The sequence below is a fragment of the Occallatibacter sp. genome (assembly GCF_035317045.1).
In the GTDB taxonomy this organism is placed as follows: domain Bacteria; phylum Acidobacteriota; class Terriglobia; order Terriglobales; family Acidobacteriaceae; genus Telmatobacter.
This window is the reverse complement of the sequence record NZ_DATHHT010000024.1, coordinates 72,696-97,484: the sequence shown is the minus strand read 5'-3', so window position 1 is coordinate 97,484 and position 24,789 is coordinate 72,696. Positions and strand designations below refer to the sequence as shown.

General features: G+C 59.2%; 25 protein-coding genes. 16 read left to right on the top strand and 9 right to left on the bottom strand.

Translation table 11 applies throughout. The features are described from left to right. Nucleotides 1-46 precede the first annotated feature (46 nt). Both yiaK and VK574_RS11285 read left to right on the top strand, forming a co-directional pair. Nucleotides 47-1,141, top strand: coding sequence for a 3-dehydro-L-gulonate 2-dehydrogenase (gene yiaK, locus VK574_RS11290; RefSeq protein WP_472799956.1), 1,095 nt, complete (start codon nt 47-49; stop codon nt 1,139-1,141). A 109-nt stretch (nt 1,142-1,250) separates the two neighbouring features. Continuing rightward, the gene (locus VK574_RS11285; RefSeq protein ID WP_472799955.1) at nt 1,251-1,898 is read left to right on the top strand and encodes a hypothetical protein; all 648 of its coding nucleotides are present in this window, start codon (nt 1,251-1,253) and stop codon (nt 1,896-1,898) included. A 93-nt stretch (nt 1,899-1,991) separates the two neighbouring features. On the opposite strand, the gene VK574_RS11280 is transcribed toward VK574_RS11285, so the two are convergent. From VK574_RS11280 to VK574_RS11255, 6 genes are all read right to left on the bottom strand, one after another. Next, nucleotides 1,992-2,462 (bottom strand): hypothetical protein, encoded by a 471-nt coding sequence (locus VK574_RS11280; protein WP_472799954.1) that lies wholly within the window; start codon nt 2,460-2,462, stop codon nt 1,992-1,994. 327 nt (nt 2,463-2,789) lie between these two features. Continuing rightward, nucleotides 2,790-3,557, bottom strand: coding sequence for an enoyl-ACP reductase FabI (locus VK574_RS11275; RefSeq protein ID WP_472799953.1), 768 nt, complete (start codon nt 3,555-3,557; stop codon nt 2,790-2,792). 199 nt (nt 3,558-3,756) lie between these two features. Beyond that, nucleotides 3,757-4,653, bottom strand: coding sequence for a glutamate racemase (locus tag VK574_RS11270; protein ID WP_472799952.1), 897 nt, complete (start codon nt 4,651-4,653; stop codon nt 3,757-3,759). Continuing rightward, the gene (locus VK574_RS11265; RefSeq protein ID WP_472799951.1) at nt 4,650-5,273 is read right to left on the bottom strand and encodes a GerMN domain-containing protein; all 624 of its coding nucleotides are present in this window, start codon (nt 5,271-5,273) and stop codon (nt 4,650-4,652) included. The genes VK574_RS11270 and VK574_RS11265 overlap by 4 nt, the downstream gene beginning before the upstream one ends. After that, the gene (locus VK574_RS11260; protein WP_472799950.1) at nt 5,270-6,016 is read right to left on the bottom strand and encodes an N-acetylmuramoyl-L-alanine amidase family protein; all 747 of its coding nucleotides are present in this window, start codon (nt 6,014-6,016) and stop codon (nt 5,270-5,272) included. Before VK574_RS11260 ends, VK574_RS11265 begins: the two co-directional genes overlap by 4 nt. After that, entirely contained in the window at nt 6,003-7,325 is a 1,323-nt protein-coding gene (locus tag VK574_RS11255) for a DUF1015 domain-containing protein (RefSeq protein ID WP_472799949.1), read from the bottom strand. The genes VK574_RS11260 and VK574_RS11255 overlap by 14 nt, the downstream gene beginning before the upstream one ends. Nucleotides 7,326-7,559: 234 nt before the next feature. On the opposite strand from VK574_RS11255, the gene VK574_RS11250 reads away from it, so the two are divergent. The 5 genes from VK574_RS11250 (at nt 7,560) to VK574_RS11230 (ending at nt 12,966) form a co-directional block, all read left to right on the top strand. Beyond that, complete coding sequence (locus VK574_RS11250; protein ID WP_472799948.1) at nt 7,560-8,627, top strand: VWA domain-containing protein; 1,068 nt, start codon at nt 7,560-7,562, stop codon at nt 8,625-8,627. Then, a complete protein-coding gene (locus tag VK574_RS11245; protein WP_472799947.1) occupies nt 8,611-9,687 on the top strand; it encodes a VWA domain-containing protein in 1,077 nt (358 codons plus the stop codon). The genes VK574_RS11250 and VK574_RS11245 overlap by 17 nt, the downstream gene beginning before the upstream one ends. A gap of 29 nt (nt 9,688-9,716) precedes the next feature. Beyond that, nucleotides 9,717-10,670 carry a cysteine synthase A gene (gene cysK, locus VK574_RS11240; RefSeq protein WP_472799946.1) on the top strand — a complete coding sequence of 318 codons (954 nt, stop codon included), beginning with the start codon at nt 9,717-9,719 and terminating at the stop codon, nt 10,668-10,670. A gap of 86 nt (nt 10,671-10,756) precedes the next feature. Then, nucleotides 10,757-11,905, top strand: a complete 1,149-nt coding sequence (locus tag VK574_RS11235) for a trans-sulfuration enzyme family protein (protein ID WP_472799945.1) — start codon at nt 10,757-10,759, stop codon at nt 11,903-11,905. 584 nt (nt 11,906-12,489) lie between these two features. Beyond that, nucleotides 12,490-12,966 carry a hypothetical protein gene (locus VK574_RS11230; RefSeq protein WP_472799944.1) on the top strand — a complete coding sequence of 159 codons (477 nt, stop codon included), beginning with the start codon at nt 12,490-12,492 and terminating at the stop codon, nt 12,964-12,966. A 582-nt stretch (nt 12,967-13,548) separates the two neighbouring features. Here the strand turns inward: VK574_RS11230 and VK574_RS11225 are convergent. After that, nucleotides 13,549-14,013, bottom strand: a complete 465-nt coding sequence (locus tag VK574_RS11225; RefSeq protein WP_472799943.1) for a hypothetical protein — start codon at nt 14,011-14,013, stop codon at nt 13,549-13,551. A 339-nt stretch (nt 14,014-14,352) separates the two neighbouring features. Here VK574_RS11225 and VK574_RS11220 point away from each other — a divergent pair, with 339 nt between their 5' ends. Beyond that, nucleotides 14,353-14,601 (top strand): hypothetical protein, encoded by a 249-nt coding sequence (locus VK574_RS11220; RefSeq protein WP_472799942.1) that lies wholly within the window; start codon nt 14,353-14,355, stop codon nt 14,599-14,601. A gap of 410 nt (nt 14,602-15,011) precedes the next feature. Then, on the top strand, nt 15,012-15,635 hold the full coding sequence (locus VK574_RS11215; protein ID WP_472799941.1) for an ankyrin repeat domain-containing protein: 624 nt from the start codon (nt 15,012-15,014) through the stop codon (nt 15,633-15,635). A gap of 177 nt (nt 15,636-15,812) precedes the next feature. On the opposite strand, the gene VK574_RS11210 is transcribed toward VK574_RS11215, so the two are convergent. Beyond that, on the bottom strand, nt 15,813-17,402 hold the full coding sequence (locus VK574_RS11210; protein ID WP_472799940.1) for a DHA2 family efflux MFS transporter permease subunit: 1,590 nt from the start codon (nt 17,400-17,402) through the stop codon (nt 15,813-15,815). A 137-nt stretch (nt 17,403-17,539) separates the two neighbouring features. On the opposite strand from VK574_RS11210, the gene tsaB reads away from it, so the two are divergent. From tsaB to VK574_RS11180, 6 genes are all read left to right on the top strand, one after another. Beyond that, nucleotides 17,540-18,322, top strand: coding sequence for a tRNA (adenosine(37)-N6)-threonylcarbamoyltransferase complex dimerization subunit type 1 TsaB (gene tsaB / locus VK574_RS11205; RefSeq protein WP_472799939.1), 783 nt, complete (start codon nt 17,540-17,542; stop codon nt 18,320-18,322). Next, nucleotides 18,319-18,786, top strand: coding sequence for a ribosomal protein S18-alanine N-acetyltransferase (gene rimI / locus VK574_RS11200; protein ID WP_472799938.1), 468 nt, complete (start codon nt 18,319-18,321; stop codon nt 18,784-18,786). Before tsaB ends, rimI begins: the two co-directional genes overlap by 4 nt. A 187-nt stretch (nt 18,787-18,973) precedes the next feature. After that, nucleotides 18,974-19,183, top strand: coding sequence for a DUF465 domain-containing protein (locus VK574_RS11195; RefSeq protein WP_472799937.1), 210 nt, complete (start codon nt 18,974-18,976; stop codon nt 19,181-19,183). A 139-nt stretch (nt 19,184-19,322) separates the two neighbouring features. Beyond that, complete coding sequence (locus VK574_RS11190; RefSeq protein WP_472799936.1) at nt 19,323-20,024, top strand: phosphatidylserine decarboxylase family protein; 702 nt, start codon at nt 19,323-19,325, stop codon at nt 20,022-20,024. After that, the gene (locus tag VK574_RS11185) at nt 20,021-20,950 is read left to right on the top strand and encodes a CDP-alcohol phosphatidyltransferase family protein (protein ID WP_472799935.1); all 930 of its coding nucleotides are present in this window, start codon (nt 20,021-20,023) and stop codon (nt 20,948-20,950) included. Before VK574_RS11190 ends, VK574_RS11185 begins: the two co-directional genes overlap by 4 nt. A gap of 24 nt (nt 20,951-20,974) precedes the next feature. Then, a complete protein-coding gene (locus VK574_RS11180) occupies nt 20,975-22,000 on the top strand; it encodes an Asd/ArgC dimerization domain-containing protein (protein WP_472799934.1) in 1,026 nt (341 codons plus the stop codon). A gap of 173 nt (nt 22,001-22,173) precedes the next feature. Here the strand turns inward: VK574_RS11180 and VK574_RS11175 are convergent, their stop codons facing one another. Further along, a complete protein-coding gene (locus VK574_RS11175; protein WP_472799933.1) occupies nt 22,174-23,331 on the bottom strand; it encodes a deoxyguanosinetriphosphate triphosphohydrolase family protein in 1,158 nt (385 codons plus the stop codon). Nucleotides 23,332-23,614: 283 nt separating this feature from the next. On the opposite strand from VK574_RS11175, the gene VK574_RS11170 reads away from it, so the two are divergent. After that, nucleotides 23,615-24,601 (top strand): substrate-binding domain-containing protein, encoded by a 987-nt coding sequence (locus VK574_RS11170; RefSeq protein ID WP_472799932.1) that lies wholly within the window; start codon nt 23,615-23,617, stop codon nt 24,599-24,601. Nucleotides 24,602-24,789 lie beyond the last annotated feature (188 nt).

Genomic DNA, 24,789 nt, shown 5'->3' with positions numbered 1-24,789 from the left:
TGGGGTTCGTGCTTTCCCACCCATGGGACTGAAGAACGTCCCATGGATGGGGCACCCAAAGATCGTGATCCACGCTGAACAAAGCGAAAAAAACCCAGGTCTCAAACGCGAGACCTGGGGCACCCAGATTGTCGCCATGTTAAGAATTCCATTTGATGAAGTTCAGATGCGGCTTGCGGAGGTGTTGCGCGGGCTGGGGTTCAGCGAGGAGCGCGCGCTGAAGTGTGCGCGGCTGTTTGCGGAGACTACGCGTGACGGGGTGTATTCACACGGCGTGAACCGGTTCGGGCGATTTGTCGCGACGATTCGGAATGGAAGCGTCGATCGAAATGCAGAGCCGCGTGTGGTCGCGCGTTTCGGCGCGATGGAGCAGTGGGATGGACAGCGCGGGCCGGGAAATTTGAATGCATGGGCGGCGATGGCGCGGGCGATTGCGCTGAGCAGCGAGCATGGGATCGGCTGCGTAGCGATGGCCAACACGAACCACTGGATGCGCGGCGGGACATACGGATGGCAGGCGGCGCAGGCAGGCGTAATTGGGATGTGCTGGACGAACACGCTGCCGAATGTGCCGCCGTGGGGCGGAGTTGAGCCGGCCATCGGGAACAATCCGCTGGTGGTGGCGGTGCCGCGCGCGAAGGGGCACGTCGTGCTGGATATGGCGATGTCGCAGTTTTCGTATGGAGCGCTGGAGGGTTATCGCAAGCGCGGGGAGTTGCTGCCGGTAGATGGTGGATTTGACGCCGAGGGAAAGCTGACGCGCGATCCGGGAGCGATTGAGAAGTCGCAGCGGCTGCTGCCCGTTGGTTTCTGGAAGGGATCGGGACTCGCGATGGTGCTGGATATGGTGGCGGCGATGACGTCGCTAGGGAATGCGACGCATGCGATTGCGAACGATCCGCTCAGGGAGACGGGATTGTCGCAGATGTTTGTGGCAATCGATCCGCGGGGATTTGGCGATGCGGCGCGGATGGCTCAGATTGCAGACGAGGTGGTGGAGTCGGTGCAACACTCGCGGCCTGTTGTGGAAGGGAAGACGGTGCGGTATCCGGGCGAGAATACGGTGCGGCTGCGCGAGGAGAATCGGCGGCTTGGATTGCCGGTGGAGGAGGGGGTATGGGACGAGATTCTGAGAATGTAACGCAGATGTGGAGTCCTTGCTTTCCCCCCTTGACTTAGTCAAGGATGGGCAGCCGGCAGGCTGAGAAACAAGTGTAGAGTAAATCAACCGAGGTTCCCGAACGGTGGGGATGATGAAGAAACAATCGGTCCTGGCATTCGCTTTTCTCCTGCTGATTCCCCTGGCTTTGGTGCTGGGGGGAATGCTGTCGAATCTGATTGACCCCGAGATTGCGGCAGGCCATTCGAATTACGCACGTAACTTCCAGATCCTCAGTACGCTGAAGATTCTGATTTTTCTGGGATCCGCTGCGGGTGCGGCGGTGTTGTGGATACTGGCATGTCTTGTGGTGATCCGTTCAAAGAAGCGATCGCTCCTGTGGCTGTTGATGGCGGTGCTGGGGCCGTTCGGGTTCGCCGTGCTGGCGATGCTGAGCGACAGGGCCCCGTTAGTGACAGACCGGTACGCGCGGTTTGTGCACGGTATGAATGGCTATGTGCGCGTCGGATACGAAGTTTGTACGTTCGTGATCGTGTGGGTGCTGGCGTACGAGGCGATGGTGCTTCAGCGCAACCTGATGATCCGGTATGAGTCCGCCACAACGGGGGTTTCGACAGCGCAGATCATTGATCTGCAGAACGCTTCGGGTGGAATGTGGGCGTTTGCCGAGGGGAACGAGGTGATGTTCCTTGTGGCTCTTCTCTACCTGCTGCGGCCGTTAGCATTTTCATTAGCGAGCCAAGTGGCGACGATGGCATCGCCGAAGTTGAAGGCATAGAACTCGTGATGCGCGGTGCTTCAGTTACTACCCGATCGCAACGGTTCAACTGACGTTGCATACCTCGCAGTAGGTGTGCCTGTCCGCTTCGGGTCACTCTCCGATGAGCTTGCATGCGATGGGAATGCTTTTCCCCTGAACTGCTTTCAGAGTCCCCTCGTAAATGCCGCAATCGAGCAGGTTGTCCTTAGAGGATTTGCGTCCTGAATAAACGTTGATCAACAGTGATGGACCCTGTTCATCGATTTGTTTGAGAGCATCCTGCTGCAGCTTGAACTCAGCGAAGGTCGCGTCCTCGCCTGGAGCGACTTCGCGTTTGGCTTGACCCAGCCCAACCTGTCCCGTGTTGTCCACAAACCGTTTTGGAGCGCCCTTTCTTGGGCTTCCAGTGAAGTATGCGGCTACGATAACTGTCTCTGACTTTTCAGTGAGCTTCGTTTTGGCCTTGTCGGAGAATGACATCTTGACGGTGAACAGCGGCCCTTCGGAACTCTTGACCGCCGGCTGCTGTTCCACGCGCGGAGCGGCTTGCTGTGGCTGGGCTCCAATCCGAACCAGCAGCATCAATACGATAAAAACACCTGGACGCCTAAGGTTTGCTGCGCACTGTCTCATGCAGGGGATTCTATTCTTCAGAAGTGCAAATACACGATCTTCGCTCGATTGAGATGGCAGCGGCAGACGGGTCCAGCGGAGGAATTTTGGAGTTTCGGTCTCGGGGCGGAGGAAGTGCCCAGAAACAACTGCAGGTCCCTCCACTTCGGTCGGGATGACAACCGAGCCTGGAGTTCGGGGTAACAGTCGCGCTTGGAGTTGATGACGGCTACGCCCGGAGTTGATGGCAACTGCGCTTTGAGTTTTTTGATACGAAACGAATCGCCGGGAAATGATTCAGAAGCCCATGATGTTGTAGCCGCAGTCTACGTAGGTGATTTCGCCGGTGATGGCGCTGGAGAGGTCGCTGGCGAGGAACAGAGCAAGGCCGCCGACTTCGAGCTGATCGACGTTACGATGGAGCGGGGCGCGGTCGGCGTGGGCTTTCATCATTACGCTGAGGTCACCGACGCCACGGGCAGCAAGTGTCTTGATGGGCCCGGCGGAGATGCCGTTGACGCGGATGTTCTTTGATCCCAGATTCCAGGCGAGGTAGCGGACGGTGGATTCGAGTCCGGCCTTGGCGATGGCCATCACGTTGTAGTTGGGAACGACTTTTTCGGCGGCGTAATAACTGAGGGTCATGATGCTGCCGCCGTCGGTCATGAGAGGCGTGGCGCCGCGGCTGACGGCGATGAGCGAGTAGACGCTGACGTCCATGGCTATGCGGAAGCCGTCGCGGCTGGTGTTGATGAATTCGGCGTGCATATCGGCAGCGGGGGCAAAAGCCACTGCGTGCACGAGGATGTCGAGCTTGGAGTACTTTTCTTTGAGAGTGGCGAATAGGGTATCGATCTCGCTGTCGGAGGAGACGTCGCACTGGAAGCCGGAGGCGCCGGGAAGTTCCTTGATGAGGTCTTCGGCTTCGAGCTTCATGCGCTCATTCTGGTAGCAGATGGCCAGGGTGGCGCCGGCTGCGTGGAGTTTCTGGGCGATGCCCCAGGCGATCGAACGCTTGTTGGCCAGCCCGAAGACCACGGCCGTTTTGCCTGCCAGATTGATCATGCTTGTGTTCGTCCTCCGTTACATGCGATTTTCTGGTGCTGGTTGCGCGAAGAGCAGATCCTTCGCTTCACTTACCCCATCGCATGGTGCGACGCGGCCCCAGTTCCGCTCAGGATGACACGTCGTGGGGAACGGTGAATCCAGGCCCGATTCAGGATATCAAGGCGGTGCGGCTGAAAATGCACTGGATGGGACTTGCTCAGCCGCCGAGGTCTACGAGTTGGACGTTTCCGACGGGGCGGCCGAGGAAGCGAGAACCCAGGCGCTCGAATTTCTCGACGGAGTCGGTTGCGAAGAAGCGGAGGATCGGATCGGTGGGAGCCGGTTTGGGCGGGGCGCCGAGGTCGCGACAGAGATACATGACGAGTTCGCTGGCGGTGGATTGGGCGGAATCGATGATTTTGGTCCCGGCAGGAAGGACGCGCTCGATGATGGGCTTGAGGAGAGGGTAGTGGGTGCAGCCGAGGACGAGGGTGTCGGGATTCAAGCCCTCGGCCGCTGCTTCGGTGCTGAGTTCTTCGAGGTAGATGCGTACGACTTCGGCTGTCACGGCCAACTGCGGAGGGGCGGACGCGGTTTGCGGTGCGAGGGGTTCGTTGAGGGTGGAGGGGGTAACCCAGCCTTCTTCGACGAGGGGGACAAGGAGCGGGCAGGCTTTTTCGAGGGTGCGAAGGCCCTGGGTTCGGCAAGCGGCGGCGTAGGCATGGCTGTGCACAGTGGCGTCCGTGGCGATAACCAGGACGTCGCCCGTTTTCGAAGCTCTGCGAGCGGCCTGAGCGCCGGGTTCGATCACGCCGATGACCGAGACGGAGGATGGGACGGCTGCCCTAATGTCTTCGAGGGCGAGGGCGCTGGCGGTGTTGCAGGCGATGACGAGGTAGTCGGCGCCTTCTTCCTCGACGAGGAAACGCGCGCTTTGGGCGGCGTAGCGGGCGATAGTGCGGCGGGACTTGGAGCCGTAGGGGAGCCGCGCGGTGTCACCGATGAACGAGTAGTGTGCCTGGGGGGCGAGGGCGATGAGGGCGCGCAGGACGGTGAGTCCGCCGAAGCCGGAGTCGAAGACGCCGATGGTGGGGACGGAGGAGGATTCGGTCACGGTGCGTTTCCTTGCGTCGGTAAGGCGTCGGCGGTCAGGTAGGTGCGGGTGAGGTCGGCGTGGCCGGCGAGGGTGGGGCGGAGTTGGCCGTCTACGAGAAAGCGGACCTCAGTGACGTTGGGGAGATTGGCGCGCAGGGTGGCGCAGATGGAGAGGACAGTCAGGGATTCGGTTTCGAGGCCGGAGGGATGGCTGGCGGCGAAGGTGGCGGTCAGGTTGACGACGGCGAGTTGATTGCCGGTGTTGGAGGCTTTGGCGCCGGGAATGGGCAACAGAAAGACCTGGGCGATGGAGGCTGCTCCGCCGGGGACAGGGTGGGTGGAGTTAGGCGAGGCGTAAAGGTCGAGCAGTTTGCCCAGGACGGCACGGGCACGGGCTCCAGGGTCGGCGGGAAGCGGCAGGGAATGCACCTGCGGGATCAAGGAGTTGTCCATGTCGTTGGCAGCGACGAGTGTGGCCTGTTCGGCGGGAGCGACTTCGGGGGCCTGCGTGGGGGCGGTGGTTTCGCCGGCGAGCAGGCGCTTGTGGGCGCGCTCGCGGAGTTGCCAGAGCTTGACGCCCATGCCAAGCGAGGCGAGGAGGAGGACGGCGAAGATGATCTTCTGATAGCGCGGGATCACGGCTGGCGGGCCTCCGTGCGGTTGGGGTCGGAGCGCCATTCGAGAATTGCGGCGGCGAGAGCGGCGGCAACGCGGGCCTGGTAATCGGGGTTGTCGGGCTCGGTGGTGATGTTCTTGTCTGAGTTGCGTTCAGGGGCGACCTCAACGGCAAGGGCGGGGCAGGTCATGCTCTCAATGCCGGACAGAGGAATGCGACCGAGGGTGACGTTGACGCCGGCGTGGGTGAGCGCCGAATTGAGCGCGCCGGCAAGGGCGAGGCTGCGCGTGATCCACGGGGACTGGGCGGTCTTCCATGCGAGAAAGCGTGTCTGTGGCGCGGGCGCGAGGGAAGACGTGAAGAGATGCACGCCGGCACCGCTTTCACTGGCGTGGAGGCTGAGGCAGACGGCGGCGTTGGCATGGTTGGCAAAGGCCGCGCGCTGGTCGAGGGCGAGCGATGCGTCGGACTCCCGCGTGGTGACGACCTGAATGCCGCGAGCGGCGAGCAGGGAGCGCAGGCGGACATTGAGGGCGAGGTTGACGGATTTTTCGAGTTGGCCGCTGTCGAGATGGGCGCCGGTGTCGTCGCCGCCATGGGCGGCATCGAGGAGGACTACGAAGCGGGGGGCGGGAGGCGTTTGGCCAGCACAGGGCACAGCGAATGCGAGGGCGAAAAGGAGGCTGGCGGTGAGTGAGAAATCCCACCCCGGTCTGAGAATCCAGACCGGGGGCACCCAGTGTCGGAGCTGTCTACTCCAGCGCATAGATGGTTAAGCCGCTCAGGAGTTTGGGGTAGAAGTCGGTGGATTTCTGGGGCATGACGGAGCCGGCGAAGGCGACTTCGCGGAGCTGCTCCATGGTGACCGGGTTGGTGAGGAACGTGACGTCGGCATCGCCGCGGTACACCTGCTCTACGGCTTCAGCGGCGTCGCGGAGGTAGCGGAGATTGGTCTGCTCGCGGACCTTCTCGGCGTCGAGGCCGAGGAGTTTGTCGAGAATGATGGTGTGGAGGTGGCTGAGGTCGAGCTGACGCTGATTCTCAGGCAGTGCGGCGAGCGCGGTCGAGGCGGCGGCGGGCTTGGAGCGCAGCAGGAATGTGCCGGCGCGGGTGACGGCAACGAAGGCGGTTCCTGATTGTTGACGCAGGTTGGCGATATGGTCGGAAGCCGGCGCGTCGGGAAGTTTTTCGACGGAGAAGAATTGCTCCGCAGAGCGCGCGAAGGCGGCGGGATCGAAGCCGGCCAGGCTATGGACGACGCGGTGGGTGGGAAGGATGACGAGGCCTTCGGAGTCCATGTTGACAAAGGTCATCATGACGGCGGCTTCAGGGTACGCAGGCTGCGGGAGTTCGTTGGTGTTGTACTCAGTTCGCGTCGCAGCGGCGGCGTGGTCTTTGGAGTAATTCAGTGCTGTTTCGTAGCGATGGTGGCCGTCAGCGATGATCAGCTTCTTGTCGGCCATGGTGCTGGTGAGAAGGCGAATGACGGCGGGATCGCTGACGCGCCAGACGCGATGGAGTACGCCGTATTCATCGGTGACTTCGGCGTCGGCGGGGCCGGCACCCTCGTAGAGAATCTTTTCGACGCTGCCGGCGGGATCGGAGTAGAGCATGAAGATCTGGCCGAAATGGGCGTGGGTCGCTTTGAGGAGGTTGAGGCGGTCGCTCTTGGGCTTGGAGAGGGTCTGCTCGTGGCGGAAAACGACCTGGTCGGCATATTCGTGGAGCTTGCCGAGGGCGATGAATCCGCGGCGTTCCCTAATCTCGTCGGAACCGGGGACGCGGAAGCGCTGGGCATAGGCGAAGATGCAAGGGTCGCGCTCCTGAACGAGGATCGACTGCTCGCGCCATGCCTTGAAGTCGCGGGCGGCGCGGCTATAGACATTCTCACCACGCTCGGCATCAAACAGTTCAGGCAGCCCGAGAATAATGCGGACCAGGTTGTAGGGGCTGCGCTGGTAGTAAGCCTCTTGCATGGCCGGTGAAATCTTGTCGTAAGGCTGTGTGACCACGTCTTCAAGCCGGACAGCCGACGGATTGTAGCGCCATGCGCGGAACGGAAAGATACTCGCCATGCGGAAGGTCTTGCTCCCTATAGAAAAGGCAGGATATGTGCGGCAGGATTTGACACCGAAGTGCCGTCAAAACTGTCGCTTGGACTCGATTGTATCCCAGTGGGGATCACCGATTTCAGTCGCGGAACGTCAAAGAAAACAAGGGCATCCCTGGGGAAACGCAAGGCAAGAGGCGAGCGTGCTAAACTCGCCAACAATCCCATGTACGAGCCCACGTACGAGCCCAGGTAGCGCATGAACCCAATCCTCAAATGGCTCGAGGTACCAGACGGACAGCTCCGCAGACAGCGGATGGCGGCCATTTGCATGGTTGCGCTTGCCGTTTTTGGCGCTCGGACGATCAAGGCGCAGGACAATCCCCTGGACAAAGTACACGTGCCGCCGCCTGCCGCAGGCGCCCCGGCAACAGGTGCACCGGCGGGTGTAGATGCGCCAGCCGGGACAGGAGCCGGAAAGACGAGGCCGGGATCGCTGATCAAGATGAATGTGGACATGGTGCTGGTGCCGATCACGGTGACCGACCCCATGAACCGACTGGTAACCGGGCTGGAGCGGGAAGACTTTCAAGTGTACGAGAACAATGGCGAGCAAAAAATCAAGAGCTTCGCCAGCGAAGATGCGCCGGTTTCAATTGGGATTGTTTTCGACCTTTCCGGTTCGATGACGTCGAAGTTGGTCCGCGCGCGTGAGTCCATTGTGCAATTCATCAAGACGGCCAATCCCGAGGACGAATTCTTTGTAATCGGATTCAACGATCGTCCCGAACTGATTGAGGATTTCACGAGTTCGGTGGAAGATATCCAGGCCCGGCTGGCGACGGTGCGCAGCGGCCACCGGACGGCGCTGCTGGATGCGATCTACTACGGTGTGGCCAAGATGAAAGAGGCCAAGCACGAACGGAAGGCGCTGCTGGTGGTGTCGGACGGCGGCGATAACCGGTCGAGGTACACCGAAGGCGAGGTCCGCTCACAGGTTCGGGAGTCGGACGTGGAGATTTATTCGATCGGAATCTTCGATCCGTACGCTGCTACACCTGAGGAACGCACGGGACCGATCCTGCTGAACGATCTTTGCGAAGAAACAGGCGGGCGACTCTTCAGGGTCGATGACGTTTCTGAAATGGGAGATATCGCGGAGAAGATTTCGACGGAACTGCGCAATCAATATGTGATCGGCTACACGCCCAAGAACATTTCTCGCGACGGCAAGTGGCGTAAAGTGAAGGTGAAGCTAAGCCCGCCTTCGGGTTTGCCTCCACTCACGGTCCATGCTCGAACCGGATATTATGCGCCCTTGCAATAAAGCAATCCTGGCAGTACTCTTCCTGATTTCGACTCTCACGCTGGGCGCCCAACAGGCACCAAAACCGGCTGCCCCTTCTTCGCCGACCCAAGCTCCTCCGCTGACGGTCGATACGGACCCGGTACGTTCACCGGACGCCGAGCCGGCGCCGAATGTGAACGGCGCACCTCTGCATAAGGAGGGCGGCGAAGGATACGTCCTGCACACCAACGTGGAGGAAGTGGTTCTGAACGCCACGGTGCTGGAAGGCACCCAACTGGTGCAGACACTGAAACAAGAGAACTTTCAGGTTCTTGAAGACGGAGTAAAGCAGAACATCATCAGCTTTCAGCATACCGATCTCCCGGTGTCGATTGGCCTGGTGGTCGACAATTCGGGCTCGATGTCAAAGAAGCGCCCAGCGGTGAACAAGGCTGCATTGGACCTGGTGGAAGCCTCGAATCCGGAAGATGAAGCGTTTGTGGTGAATTTCTCAGACGAGGCCTACATCGACCAGGACTTTACCTCGACGGTGAACAAGCTTCGCGATGGATTGAGCCACATTGAATCGCGGGGTGGCACGGCGCTCTATGATGCCGTGGTTGCATCGGCGGACAAGCTGGTAGCGGATGCCAAGCGGCCGAAGCAGGTGCTGGTGCTGATCACTGACGGCGAGGACAACGCATCAACGTTGACGCTGGATCAGACCATCCGCCGCGTCCAGGAGCTTTCAGGACCGGTTATCTATACGATCGGGTTGTTGTTTGGCGATGAGATGAGCCACGCCGAGGTAAGGCATGCGCGGCGCGCCCTGGAACTGCTGTCGAACGAGACGGGCGGAATTGCGTTCTTTCCAAAATCGATGGAGCAAGTGGATGAGATTGCCGCGGAAGTGGCGCGCGACATCCGGAGCCAGTATACGATCGGCTATCACTCCTCGAAGGCGTCGACCGAGCCGGGATTCCGCCGCGTGTCAGTGTCGGCGGAAGCCTCGGGCATGGGCAAGCTGACCGTGCGCACGCGTACGGGATATTTTCCGGCTACGCGGGTCGCCAAGCGGCCTGCGACGCAGAAGAAATAGCTAAGGCCGGTAGGCTAAACTGAATTGCCATGGCAGTCGAAAGCCCTACCTCCTCGCCCGTCCGCGTTGCATCCGATATCACCCAACTGGTTGGCCATACGCCCATGCTTCAGCTCAGCAGAGTTGTGCCGAGCGAGTCAGCCGCGGTGTTTGCGAAGCTTGAATTTCTGAATCCTGGGGGCAGCATCAAAGACCGTGCAGCGCTGGGAATGATTCTGGATGCCGAAGCAAAGGGTCTGCTGCGCGAGGGATCCACGATCGTGGAGGCAACGGCGGGAAATACCGGTGTGGGACTGGCGCTGATCGGCGTGAATCGCGGCTACAAGGTGAAGCTGTTTGTGCCCGAGGGATTCGCGGAGGAGAAGTGCATCCTGATGCGGGGATTTGGCGCGGAGGTGACGCGTACGCCGGAGGCTGACGGCATGGCGGGAGCTATCGCCGAGGCGAACAAGACGGCGGATGCGATCCCAGGTGCGTTCATGGCAGGGCAGTTTACGAACCAGTCGAATCCGCAGTTTCACCACGATACGACGGGCGCCGAGATCTGGGAGCAGATGGAAGGCCGCGTGGATGGATTTGTGGCCGGCGTTGGGACGGGGGGAACATTCTCGGGCGTTGCGCGGTTCCTTAAGGAGAAGAATCCGGCGGTGGTAACGATTGCGGTGGAGACGCAGGGTTCGATTCTGCAGGGTGGCGCGCCGGGCAAGCATCGCGTGGAAGGCATCGGTGTTCACTTCGTTCCGGAGACGTTTCATCGCGATGTGTGCGATCGGGTTGTGATGGTGAGCGATGAGGATGCGTTCGCGATGGTGAAACGGCTCGCGGCGGAAGAGGGATTGGTGGGCGGGTCGAGTTCCGGGGCTGCGGTGTTTGCTGCTGCGGCGCTGGCGAAGGAACTGGGTGCAGGGAAGAGCGTGGCGACGATCATTCCGGACTCGGCGGAAAGGTATTTGTCGAAGAAGATATTTGAGGGCGGGATCTAAGAGTGATTTCGCCGGGACGTGGAATGAACGGTCGGAGCCAGTCGCGATAAGCTAGAAGGCAGGAGCCAAGTAGCTAAGCGCACATCATGTCAGAACAAAAATACGCAACTCTCGCCGTGCACGCGGGGCAGCATCCTGATCCCCTGACCGGCGCCGTCAACGTTCCGGTTTATCTTTCTTCAACGTTTGAGCTGACCGGTATCGGCAGCGACAGGGGGTATGACTATTCGCGTGCCGGGAACCCGACGCGGGCAAGGCTGGAGACTGCCCTGGCTGCGCTTGAGGGCGGAATAAGCGGGCACGCATTTGCCAGCGGGATGGCAGCTATCTACGCGCTTGTGGCGACATTGCGTACGGGCGATCACGTGATCGTCTCAGCGAATGTATATGGCGGAACGGCGCGGTTGTTCAACCTGATCGTGCAGCACTATGGAATTGAAATTCAATATGTGGATACGGCGGATCTGGATGCGGTGAAGGCGGCGATCAAGGCGAATACGAAGCTGATGCACATCGAGACGCCGACCAATCCGCTGATGGTGCTGACGGATATTGCGGCAATTTGCGAGATTGCGCATGCCAAGGGCGTGGAAGTGAGCGTGGACAACACGTTCATGTCGCCGGCGCTGCAGAGTCCGCTGGCACTGGGCGCGGATGTGGTGATGCATTCGACAACGAAGTTCCTGAATGGTCACTCGGATGGATTGGGCGGAGCGCTGATTGGATCGAAGCCGGAGCATAAGGATAAATTCCTGCTGGTGCAGAAGGCTGCGGGCGGAATCATGTCGCCGTTTGAGTGCTTCCTGGTGCTGCGAGGCATCAAGACGCTGCCGTTGCGGATGAAGCAGCACGAGGAGAACGGCCGCGCGGTGGCTGAGTTCTTGTCGACGCAGCCGAAGCTGAAGAGACTGGCGTATCCCGGATTGAAGAGCCATCCGCAACATGAGCTGGCAAAGAAGCAGCAACGGGGGTTCGGGTCGATGCTGAGCTTCGATCTTGGGTCGCGAGATGCGGCGGGGAGATTTCTCGGTGCACTGAAGCTGTTTCTGAATGCGGAATCGCTGGGCGGAGTGGAGTCGCTGGCTTCGCACTCGGCGACGACGACACACTTCGCACTCACGGATGCGGAACGCGCGAAGGTAGGGATCACCGAGGGGCTGGTGCGGCTGTCGATCGGCATTGAGGATAAGGATGATTTGATCGCGGATCTGGAGCAGGCGCTGGGGGCGGTGTGAGTTCCACCTCTTTCCTGATTAGATTCGTGCTTTCCCAGGTCTGAAAATCCAGACCTGGGGTACCCGGCTGGGTCGTCCATGCTGAGCGGCGAGACCCACGATATGCAACGTTTCGGTTGCGGCATACCCCCTATTATCCCGTCTCTCTCGAGAAGTGTTCTGTTTTCGGTGGGTTACAGCGGGGGGTGTCGGTAAAGAGGTCCAACGAATGGGCTTGGCTGTAGAGGTTTGATACCAAGTGACTTAGGGCCGACTGGCAGCTCGTGTAATTGAAGAATGGCCCCGAAGAAAATGCCATCACGGATTCGCTTGTTCAAGCATAACGAATTAGGCGGAAATTACCTGCAAAAGAAGAGCAGGAATTTTCGATGGAGAATCAGGAACTTAGGGGATTCGACGAGAGTCGGGGCTTGACAGGTGCGCGCAGCATCTTGCTATTTACCTTTTTTGCCGATTGAGTTCCTGGTCTCCCAGGTCTCGAAGGCGAGACCGGGGCTACCCGAGGGATTGTTGATCAACGAGTACCTTCCGCATAGACGGTGACTCGCCCCTAATTCCTCGGCTGATAGGATCACATTGATCACATGCCACGATTCAAAGTCCTAAAGGGTGTCGCGCACAATGTCGGCGATTCCTTCACCAGTCTGATGAACTACTCTATCGATGATTACTCGATGGGACACATTCTGAGGCTTGCACGGCAAACCGAGTTAGATACTCTCACCATCGACTTCATCACAGAGAAGGGCCAACCAGCCGCTTTACTCTGCGATCCGATTTCCGAATTGCCGCGCCGGTACTCGAAGATGTTCTGGGACCTCGTAGCACGTTCAGGATCGGACCGTTCGCTGGTGCAGTCCGCTACGCTGACATTGAAATATGACCTGCAATCTAGCAGGCCCGGTCCGCTTCAGGAAACCACTCAAAGTCCCTACACCTGTGAAGTCTCCATTCTTGATATCCGAGGAAAGAGCTATTCAGCTTGCTTTAGCGGGTGGTGGCATGTGGAGAGGCTAAATGCCCGCTACTGGTGGAATCCGCTGAGTTGGTTTCGACGCTGAACCCCGTTTGTTTTGGAGTCATGAGCGGATTGTGGGCCAACCGGACGTAACCAAAAATGGTGCAACTTTCTCCTCTTTGGCGGCGATATGCCCACTTCGACTTTCCTGACTAGTTCAGTCGTGTGGTGTTGTGCCACCGTCGCAGATTTAGCAACACGGAAAAGAAACACCCCATGCACACGCCAAACGAGAGCAAGCTCAACAACACGCATGTCAGTTGCAGAAAATACTGAGGGGTTCTTACGTCGGCATCTATCCACTTCGCCAACGCGAACAACAAAAGGGCAGCCCCGCCAGACACAACGCACTGCATTCCATACCGCTTGGGGTTGGAAGTATGTTCTTTTTCACGCCACGCTCTATACGCGATGACAATCGCGAATGCTGGCCCGATAACGAAGAACGTCAAGAGTTCCAGTCCTTCTGTCAGCCACAGATAGTGAGGATTCATAAGGGCAACTCGGTGATGTTACGACTAGTGTAGCCCCAATTTGAATCGAAAACTCACGCTGGGATTTCGTTCCGAGTGGGTGGTGGCCAACCCGGACATACCCTGTTTTGGGGTTACTACCTGTTTGGCGGTCAGTCGATCATAACCATCAAATGGGGATCGGGATCGACCTTGAAGGGAAGCCCTGGGTTGTCTCGATTGAGCACAAGACTGAATCCCAAGTCAGTCGGATCGTATCGGGCGCGTATGGCCGGCTGAGCATTAAGATGTGCATGCAGTTTCTTGAGAAGCGGCTCTTTGATCGCGAATCCAATACAAGAGCCGTGCCAGGTTGCATTATTCAATGCATACGAATAGAGAACAACGGGACGGATGCCGCGCAAATCCGGTTCCAGAGTGAAACTCGAGACGATTGCGTCGACAACTGGCCATTGTTTTGCTTCGTGTGCGCGGTTCTTCCTGCGTACGAAGCCTAGGAGCGAGCGGGTCAAGTCGCCAAGGGAAAAACCATTCATGTCTGGATGCATATGCAGGTCGTCACGTAATCCGTTTCTGACGGAGAGGTGGGCAATCCGGCTGCAGTGACGGGTTATCAAATGGACACCGATCGTTCTGGAGCCTGCTAAATCGTATGGGGCTTATAGAAAAAGGAAGGTCGGCGGCGCTCGGGAGCTGCTGGAATCTCGAGCTCCAGATGGGGCCAGATACGATGTGGGCCATATCCTCAGCCGCCCGCAAGCATCCTGACCCAGCATACGAACCAGCTGCAGAATGGCAGTCTCGAACTCCCGCGTGCTTGGGAAGCAAAACGCGGGCAGGTTCTCTGTCAGCCGAGTTTTCCAACTTGTGGGTGCCGGATCCGAAGATGGGTAGTCTTCAATTCTCGCCTTGTGAAACGTTCCGTGCCCATCATTGAGGTATACCCGCAGACATTGATGCGTGAGAATATTCTCGACAACGATGTCGGGCGCGCCGTCATGATTGATGTCGAGAGCCCAAATCGCGAGGCCGCCCTGGGCAGAGGAGAATGTGATGTCTTTGTTCTGGTCCGCCGTCAAGTGAAGTTCGATCCGGAACGATCGCATCCCGTTCAGCCGTCCGGTCTCAAGGAGGATGGCCCCATCTGCTTTCTGATCGCTATCAAAGTCAGCGGCGGCAATCGGGAGACCGAAATCCGGTGTTGAGCGCCCCACTTGTGTGCTTCGGGACACGAGTCCAGGCAATCCGTCTTGCGCGTTGAGGACGGGCATCAACAATGCAACGAGGACCAGCAGAGCGCAGAAAGGTAAGTCGCGAAGCTTCATCCGTGAATACTCATCGTTTCGTTTGACTTCGAGTCCGGACGAAGCAATTATATCGGGAATCGACTCGCGGAACCGTTCCCGAGTCGTGGCCAACTCGGACGTTACTCGGAGTCAACAAAAGCGTAGCTGAGAGCTCACGCTCAGGATTGATCCGTTCCCGAATTGCCAGGACCAGCCCAGGTGGCAGCATAACGCTTTGCTGGGCGGCAGCATGATCGCCACAGACATGGAGTTTCGAGACCTGGGCACCCAGCGGTGTAAGCTTACTTTCTTGAAGAGGCCATTTTGGAATGGTCAAATCCGATTTCGCACTTCGTCAGTTGGTCGAAGCCATCATCGCCGGGGATGCCGAAGGTGCTGCGCGGCTTCTTGCGGCAACGCCGCAGTTGGCGCGAGCAAGCTTTCAGGCAGGGGCGACGCGACAGTCGTCAGAGCCATTCCTCGACCAAATAGCGCGATATATCTACGCGGGCGATACTGCTTTGCACATCGCAGCGGCAGCGTATCAGACAAAGATCGTGAGCGAACTTCTTGCGGCGGGTGCGGAAGTTCATGCGCGCAATCGACGGGGTCAAGAAGCTTTGCATGCGGCTTCGTGTGGGTCTCCTGGTTCGCTAATTTGGAATCCGTCGGCGCAGAGTGCAACCATCACCCGGCTCGTTGAGGCAGGAGCCGATCCGAATGTATTTGATAAGAGCGGGGTATCGCCGCTTCACAAGGCGGTCAGGACGCGTTGTGCGGCCGCGGTGCGGACTCTTCTCGATCTTGGCGCCGATCCTGCGGGGCCGAACAAGAACGGGTCTACGCCAGTGCTCCTCGCTAAACAGAACACTGGGCGAGGTGGCACAGGGTTACCGGAAGCGAAATTGCAGCAACAGGAGATATTGCGGCTGCTGGAAGAACGTGCGAGGTGAAGTGTCGATGTTGGGTTCGAAGCTTTCCCAGGTCTGAAAATCCAGACCTGGGGCACCCAGATTGTGCTCGGCGGGGAAAGAGCAACTGCAGGTCCTTCGACTCCCGTTGGCCGCTCAGGATGACAAATTTGAGTGGGGAGCGCGCGAATTTTGAGGGGGGCGCGGGCCTGGAAGCTTCTAGTGGCCCATGGGGGCGGCGGGGAGTTTCTTGGGGCGCTGCATCAGGAATGGGAGCGGGATGAGGATCGTGGTGACGGCGACCATGACCCAGATGACATCGACGTATGCGAGGAGGCGGGCCTGGATCTGGGCCATGCCGTAGATTTGGGCGCCTGCGTGGTACATGGCGTCGGGCATCGCTGATCCGCGCTGCATCCAGGCACCAGTGAGGCCGGCACGCATCCGGTCATACGGTGGATTGCCCGATGCGGCCTTTGGCACGAGCATGGCGAGATGTTTCTGGCTTAGGCGCGCCAGCAGCGTGGTGATGAAGCTGATGCCGACGCTGCCGCCGAGATTGCGCATGAGGGCGGTGAGTCCGCTGACTTCGTTGTATTTTTCCTGCGGGATTCCTGCATAGCAGAGCGTGTTGATGGGAATGAAGAGGAAAGGCAGGCCGAGCGCGATGAAGACGCGCCAGCTGACGGCCTGGCCGAAGCTTACGTTCGGATTGATCGTGGTCATGCGCCACAGGCCGAAAGTGGTGATGACGAAGCCCATGGCGACGAGTTTGCGGGCATCAAATTTAGGCGCAAGGGCTCCGGCGACGGGGAAGAGGAACATGAGCACAAGTCCGCCAGAGGAGACGGCCATGCCGGCCTGTCGGGCAGAGTAGCCCATGATCTCCTGCAGAAATTGCGGAATCAGAACTGTCGACGAATAGAGGGCCACGCCCACCATGAACATGACGAGTTGGGTCATGCCGACATTGCGGCGCGCGAAGAGGCGCAGGTCGAGTACAGGATGGGGGATGGAAAGTTCGCGCCAGAAGAAGAGCGTGAGGCCGATGATGGCGGTGACGAGGAGAGTGACGATGAAGCGGGAACTGAGCCAGTCGTCTTCCTGACCCTTGTCGAGCATGATCTGGATGGAGCCGATGGCGATGATGAGGAGGCCTAGTCCCCAATAGTCGATACCCTCGCGGCGCTTGCGGACTTCGGCAAGATACGGCGGGTCTTCGACGAGGCGGTTTGAAAGATAGAGCGAGATGATCCCGACGGGGATGTTGAGGAAGAAGATCCATCGCCAGGTGTAGTTGTCGACGATCCAGCCGCCGACGGTGGGGCCAAGGACGGGGGCGGTGACGACTGCGACCCCGTAGACGGCGAAAGCCATGCTGCGTTTTTGAGGCGGGAAGGTGTCAGCGAGGATGGATTGCTCGCTTGGCTGGAGGCCGCCTCCGGCTGCGCCCTGCAGGACGCGAAAGAAGACGAGCATGCCAAGCGTGGGGGCGAGTCCGCAGAGCAACGACGCGACGGTGAAGAGGAAGACGCAAGACATGTAGAAGCGCTTGCGGCCGATGCGGTTGGCGATCCAGCCACTGATGGGCAGAACCATGGCGTTGGCGACGAGGTAGCTGGTGAGGACCCAGGTGGCTTCTTCGGGACTGGCGCCTAGGGAGCCGCCGATGTGGGGCATGGCAACGTTGGCGATGGAGGTGTCGAGCGCCTCCATGAAGGTGGCGAGGGTGACGGTGATGGCGATGGCCCAGGGGTTGGCGCGGGGTCGCCACGTGTCGTGGAATGTGGGTGTCGCCGCGGCGGCCAACGCCTGGTCCTTTCGGGGTTGAAGAGGCTTCGTTTTGCCGCCGTAGGCAGCCGTGTAGAACAGGGGAGTGCTGACAACAGACTACCGGAATCGGGGCGGGCTGAGGGAGGACGGGCGTATGTAATCCTGTGGGGGAGATGCCTGAAAGTCAATCAGTTGCGGAGGGCACGGACAGGACAGGGCTGCTGGTGCTGGGGGTGGACACGTGTGGATCGACGGGGTCTGTGGCGCTGGCGCGGGTTGAAGGCGGTACGGCGCGCATTCTCGGACAGACGGAACTGGCGGGGCGGAGCTATTCGGCGACCCTGGTGGCGGCTATCAAAGAACTGGTGACGGCAAGCAATGTGAGGCTGGGGGACCTGAGGGCCATTGTCGTAGTGAATGGGCCGGGAAGCTTCACGGGCGTGCGCGTGGGGCTGAGCGCGGTGAAGGGGCTCGCGGAGCCGGGGAAGATTCCTGTGGTCGCAGTGTCACGGTTGGCGGTGTTGGCGGCAAAGGCGGGGGTGGGGGCGGCGGCGCTGGATGCACATCGGCACGAGGTGTTTCTCCGCCTGGAGGAAGGTGGCGAGGTGAGGGAACTGCTGGCGGGACCGGAGGAGTTGGCTCGAGAAGGGCGGAGGACCGACGGCCTGGGTAGGTCCCCAGTCCCCAAAAGCGAGGGACCCTTCGACAGACTCAGGGCAGGCTCGGGGGCACCCAACGTCGTTGCGGTTTGCGAGGAGACGGCGGCAGAGATGGTGAGCGCGGCGTTTGGAGGTGCCGAGTTGGCGAGGATCGAGGCGCCTACGGCGGGAGATGCGATTCAGGTATGTCTGCCGAGAATCCTGAACGAAGATTTTGACGATGTGGCGCTGCTGGATGGGCACTATTTGAGGCGGTCGGATGCGGAGATTTTTGGGGATACGGGAAAGCGCGCATGAGGACGGAGCGTGGCTTTCGGATTCGCCCGCTCGAGGCGCCGGATGTGGACCGGCTGACGGAGATTGCGGCGGGGCTGGATCAGGCTCCGCATTGGCGGCGCTCTTCTTATGCTTTGCTGTCAGACAACGCTGGTAGCCGCATCACGCTGGTCGCGGAGGACGCGGGAAGCGGGTCTGTTGCCGGCTTTGTGGTTGCGCGGCTTGTCTTGCCGGAAGCGGAATTGGAATCGATTGCTGTCACAGGCGAATTTCAGCGCCGGGGAATTGCGCGGGAGCTGTTTTTGGCACTTGCGGGGGTGCTCGGTCGACGTGGCGTTGCGGAAATCATGCTGGAAGTGCGGGTCGGGAATGGGGCGGCGCTTGGGTTTTATCGGTCTTTGGGATTCGTTGAGGAAGGCCGGCGGCGGGGCTACTATGCTGACCCGGTTGAGGATGCTGTACTGATGCGTCTGGGGCTCAAGTAGGCTGCTATTTCGAGTTCAGGCCGAGTTCGGGCTTCTGGTCGGCGAGGCGTCGGGTGATTCTGATCACTCCAGTTGAGACACTGTTAAGAATTCCACAGCCTTCGTCATTTTCTTGAGTCTTCCCGCTTGCCGATTGCGTGGGGGGAGGACTATAAAAATTGGATTAAGAACACAAGGAGGTGCTTTGATGGACGAGATAAATGACTCCACGCTGAGCGAAGAAATAGGTCGTCTCCACGCCGAACATCGTCGCTACGCTCAGCGGTTGGAAGAATTGCTTCAAAAGCCTTATCTGTCTACGGATGAGCAACTCGAGGAAGTACGCCTGAAGAAATTGAAACTCCATGCCAAGGACCTGATCTTCGCTCTCGAGCATCGGGCCCCGGCACTCGCATAAAGTTTCCGGGCGATTTGGGCCAGTGACGATGATTTTTAGCGGCTTGGTTGCGCGCCTGCGCGACGTCGGGCCGTGTATACCCGAGAAGTCTCCCCCCGATATCCCTGTTTTGCATTCAACCGTATAATCGTTAGGGACAATGGTTCGTGACGGTTACATCTACGGTTTGAGCCTGCTTGCAGTGGCCGGCGTGCTGATGTGGGCCACGGGAACGTGGGTTTGGAGCATCGTTCCAATTCTGCTGGCCGCGTTCTTTCTCTGGTTTTTCCGTGATCCGCAACGGGACGTTCCCAGGGGCGCTGGACTTATTGTTTCCCCTGCTGATGGAGTTGTCACCGAAACGGTTCGCATCGATACTCCCCGGGGACCGCGCCAGCGCGTGAGTATCTTTCTGAATGTTTTCGATGTGCATGTGAATCGCTCGCCAATCGCGGGCGAGGTGACTTCTGTTCGCTATCAGAAGGGAAAATTTCTGAATGCGATGAACCAGGAGTGCGCCGAGCGCAACGAACAGAATATTGTGACTGTTCAGGGCGAGGGCATGGAGATCGTTTTCAAACAGATTGCGGGTCTGATTGCGCGGCGTATTGTCTTCAACCATCGCGAGGGCGACCGGGTGGAGCGAGGGCAGAGGGTGGGGCTGATCAAGTTCGGCTCGCGCACGGACATAATCCTTCCGGCAGAGGCGGAGATTCGCGTGAAGACCGGTGAGCGCGTCAAGGGCGGGTCATCGATCATCGCTGAATTGCCGGATTCTGAACTGGCGGTGGGAGTGACCACCCAGCGGAAGACAGCCAGCGCGAGCGTGGAGCCCGAGTTTGAAGAAGGAGACGAAGCTTGAACGCAAGTTTGAACACCGGGGACGCAGCGCTCGCCAAGGCGAGGAACCAGGCGCGGCTGCGTCGCGGTATGTTCATTCTGCCTTCGTTCTTCACGGCGCTAAATATTGGCGCGGGCTATTTTGCGATCACGCAGACCATTGCAGCCATCAGCGGCAACGCGATGGCGAACCGATCGCTGACGCATCTGGATCTGGCAGCGATCGCGATTCTTGTGGCGATTCCATTTGATTCGCTGGATGGCCGGATCGCGCGCATGACCAATACGGCGAGCGATTTTGGCAGGGAACTCGATTCTCTTGCGGATGTGATCACGTTTGGCGTGGCGCCGAGCTTGCTGGCGTATGTGTGGGGATTCTATTTTCTGCCAGACACCATCAATCCGCAGTTGCGCCTGCACCTGACGCAAGCCGGGCCATTCATCTGTTTCTTGTTTTTGATCGGTGGGGCATCGCGACTGGCGCGCTTCAACATCAGTCACGATCCCAAGCCGAGAAATCCGGGGAGGCCAGACAGGAAGTATTTTGTAGGAATGCCGATTCCGGCAGCAGCAGGATTGCTGGCGGCAACGGTGCATTTCTGCGGGGGAATTCCCGTACAGGCGTGGTGGGTGTCTTGCCTGTGGCTCGGTCTTGTGGGGCTGGCTGGTTTTCTGATGGTGAGCACGTGGCGCTTCTGGTCGGGCAAGGAGATTGATCTCAGCCGCAGCCATCCCTTCCGATTGATCCTGGTGATGACAGTGGTGCTCTATGTGATGATCAGGTTCTCAGAGGTAGTACTGTTTTCGATCGCGCTCATCTACATGTTCTCTGGGATCTGGGCGCGGGCGGCGTATGGATGGTCGCGACGGCGGCGGCACGGGCAGAAAGTGGAAGTGCCGAGTCTGTCGGATAGCCCAAACGCCGACCCGGACCCGCATCACTTATAAGTTCAAACGACAAGAAGGAAGCCTGTGTACAAGATTGCCATTGTAGGAGCTGCGACGCTACTGGGTAAGGAGCTGAAGGACGCACTCACGGAGTCGTCACTCGCCGCGGACGACATCGCGCTTTTTGATGAAGACGAGGGACTCGGTCAACTCGATCAACTTGGCGATGAAGTCACGTTTGTGCAGGCGATCAGAGCGGACTCATTCGAGCATCTGGACTTCACGTTCTTTTGCGGCACTGAGAGCCTGACGCGGAAACATTGGCGCGAGGCGCTGCGGGCGGGATCGACGGTGCTGGATCTTTCTGGCGCGCTGGACCAGGAGACGGGGGTGCTGGTGCGTTCGCCCTGGGTGGGGGCACAGGAGGTTGAGGCCGATCTGTTTACGCCAGCGGTGGTGCCGGCGCACCCGGCTGCGCTGGCTTTAGCGCTCTTGATGGAGCGGCTGCAGCAGGCGGCGCCGGTGCGGCAGGCTGCGGCGACGGTACTGCTTCCAGCCAGCGAATTCGGGCGGGCCGGGATGGATGAACTGCATCAGCAGACGGTGAACCTGCTGAGTTTCCAGTCGATTCCGCGGGATACATTCGACGCGCAGCTGACGTACAACCTGCTCTCGGGGTTTGGCGAGAACGCCAAGGCGAGCATGGTTGCGATTGACGGCAGAATTCGCCGGCAGTATGCGGCCCTGGCGGGAAGGCGTCTGCCGGCGCTGGCTGTGCAGACGATCAGTGCGCCGGTGTTTCACGGTCACGCGTTTTCCATTTTTGCGGAATTGGAGCGGCCACTCGATCTGTCGGCGCTGGAAGATGCGTTGAGCGGAGATCATGTAGACCTGGTGCTCGAGGACACGGATTCGCCTTCAAATCTGGCGGCGACGGGGCAGAATGATGTGCTGGTGCGGCTAAGGCTTGAGCCCGGGCCGAGGAATGCGAATGAGTCTTCGCGCGTGTGGCTGTGGGCGGCTTCAGACAATCTGCGGATGTATGCGCAGAATGCGGTGGAGTGTGCGCTGGACCTGCGCAGGCTGAGGCCGCAGGGGACGGTGCAGTAGGTTTTCAGTGAACAGTGAACAGTGAACAGTGAACAGTGAATCAGTGAAGCAGTGAATCAGTGAATCAGTGAATCAGTGAACAGTGAACAGTGAATCAGCGAAGCAGTGAAGCAGTGAACAAAGAACAAAGAATAGGGATTAGCCATTAGGGATCAGGCCGAATTCGCACCAATTTACTTCGCATACCTGGACCACAACTGCTCAATATAGCTGTCGGTCATGCCGGCTATGTAGTCTGCGACGGTGCGCGCCAGGCCCTCGGTGGGAATCTGTGCCTGATGGTCGGCGGGCAGCAGTCCCGGCTCGGCCATGAGCAATGCAAACAATTCGCGAACGACCTGGGCGGCGCGTTCGTGTTCTTCTTCCATTCCTGGCGAGTTATAGAAGTGGGTATAGAGATAGCTCTTGGCGGCGGCGCGGTCCGCTTCCATGGCGGGACTGAGTGCCGCGATTCTACCGGGCGCGCGGCGGATGTCGTCGAGAGTGGTGGCGCCCAATGCGGCCACGTGAGTCCGGACTTCTTCGATGAGGTCGGTGACCAACGCATTGAGCATGCGGTTGAGGGTTTCGTAGACTGCCTGCTTGATAGGCGCAGCGGGATATTGCGTTTTGATCTCGTCGTGGAAGCTGCGGAAAAGCGGCACGTGATTGCAGACGCCTGCGACGGTGAGGATGCCGGAGTCGAGTCCGTCGTCGAAGTCGGCAGTGAGGTAGGCGATTTCGTCGGCGAGGTCGATCAGTTGTGCCTCGAGCGGTGGACGAAGATCCAAGAAATATGCGGCGAGTTCGGGATGGGTGGCGCTGGAGTAGTCGCGCGAGTGCTTGACGATGCCTTCGCGCACCGCGAGGGTGAGGTTGAGGCCGCGCCAGGCCGGATAGCGCTCTTCAAACCAAGTGACGATGCGCAGGGCATGCAGGTTGTGGTCGAAGCCGAGGCCATGCTGCCGCAACGCGGTATCGAGGGCTTTCTCGCCGGCATGGCCGAAGGGAGGGTGGCCGATATCGTGGGCGAGGGCAAGGGCTTCAGCGAGTTCGCGATTCAGGCCCAAAGCGGTTGCGAGGGTGCCGGAGATCTGGGCTACTTCAAGCGTGTGGGTCAGCCGCGTGCGAAAGTGGTCGCCGGGCAGATCGCGGGCGAGGCGTGAGAAGACCTGGGTTTTTCCGGCCAGCCGGCGGAATGCGCGTGCGTGAAGAATGCGGGCGGCGTCGCGCGCGAAGGCAGACCGATAAGGATGCGCCGGCTCGGCGTGAACACGGGCGGAGAGATCGCCATTTTCGTCGACTGCAATGTCGGGCGGCAATGCGTCATTTTGTTTGGCTCGAGAATTCATCCGGAATTGGTCTTGGTCTGGTTATATCGCAGCGGAGTGGGGGCGTGCACGGCGACACGGGGCGCGGCGTACCAATCGAGACAGGTTCCCAGCGAAGAATTTGCAACGAACGTGTTGAGAGTCACGATGCTGCGCCATGCGCGGTGCTATAGAATCCTTGCTGCGGCGGATTGGACAATCGCCCGGGTCCGGGAGTACGATCCTGCCGGTTTTTCAAACTGCGCGGGCAGGCGTCGTAATATCGCGCATTCCGAAATTCTTCACATTCGGACAGGAGGCAAGAATGAAGACGATCAAATGTGTTGGATTGGCCCTCGTGGCCCTTGGAGTTGCATTCACGACAGGCTGCGACAGGCATACGAACAAGGAAGTTTTTTACCTGGTTTCGTCGAATATGGCATTGCCCTACTGGCAAACGGCTGCGAAGGGGTTCAACAAGGCCGCAGCTGAATACAAGGTGACAGCGAAGGTTGTGGGTCCTGAGAACTATGATCCGCAGGCAGAACTGGCTGAATTGCAAAAGGCGGTTGCGGCAAAGCCTGCCGGCATCCTGATTTCTGTGGCGGATGTTTCAGTGCTGGGGCCGGCGATTGACTCGGCGATCGGCGCCGGAGTTCCGGTGATTACGATCGACTCCGATGCTGTGGGCAGCAAGAGGCTGTTCTTTATTGGCACGAACAATCTGGAAGCTGGAAAAATGGGTGGCCACCGCGTGGTTGAGCAATTGGGCGGTTCTGGCAACGTGGTCTTCTTCACGATTTCAGGGCAGCCGAATATGGAAGAGCGGCTCAAGGGATTCAAGGATGTGTTGGACACTCGGCCGAATATCCACGTTGTTGACGTGATCGACATCAAGAGCGATGCGCGGACGGCGTTTGATAAGACGCAGCAATTGATGGCGCTGACAGGTCCTAAAAAGATCAATGGGTTTATCTGTCTCGAATCCGCATCGGGAAAGATGGTGTCGGACGCGATCAAGCGGACGAATGCAACCGACAGGCTGGTGGTAGCGTGGGACGTGAACCAGGACACGCTGGACGGAATCAAGGGCGGCACAATCAACGCAACCGTGGCGCAGAAGCCGTTCACCATGGGCTATATCGGACTGCGGTCGCTGGATGAGATTTTCCATGCACCGCCGACGTCGCTGACGACGGATTATAGCCAGGATGCGTTTTCTCCATTCCCAGTGTTTATCGATACGGGTACATCGCTGGTGGACAAGCGCAATGTCGATGCGTACATTGCATCGGCAGCGGCGCACGAATAGCGAGTACGCAGGCAACGATCGAAATCTTTTTGGCCAACTGAATATCGGAGTCGCGGCAGCTTCACAGAATTGGAAGCTGCCGCATCTTTTTGTGGAAGCAAAATTGCAGGGGCTGGCTTGGCGCAGCGTAAACACTGTGCTAAATCGATTCATGGAATATTTCTCAAAGCTCTGTGCGCGGCCCCTTG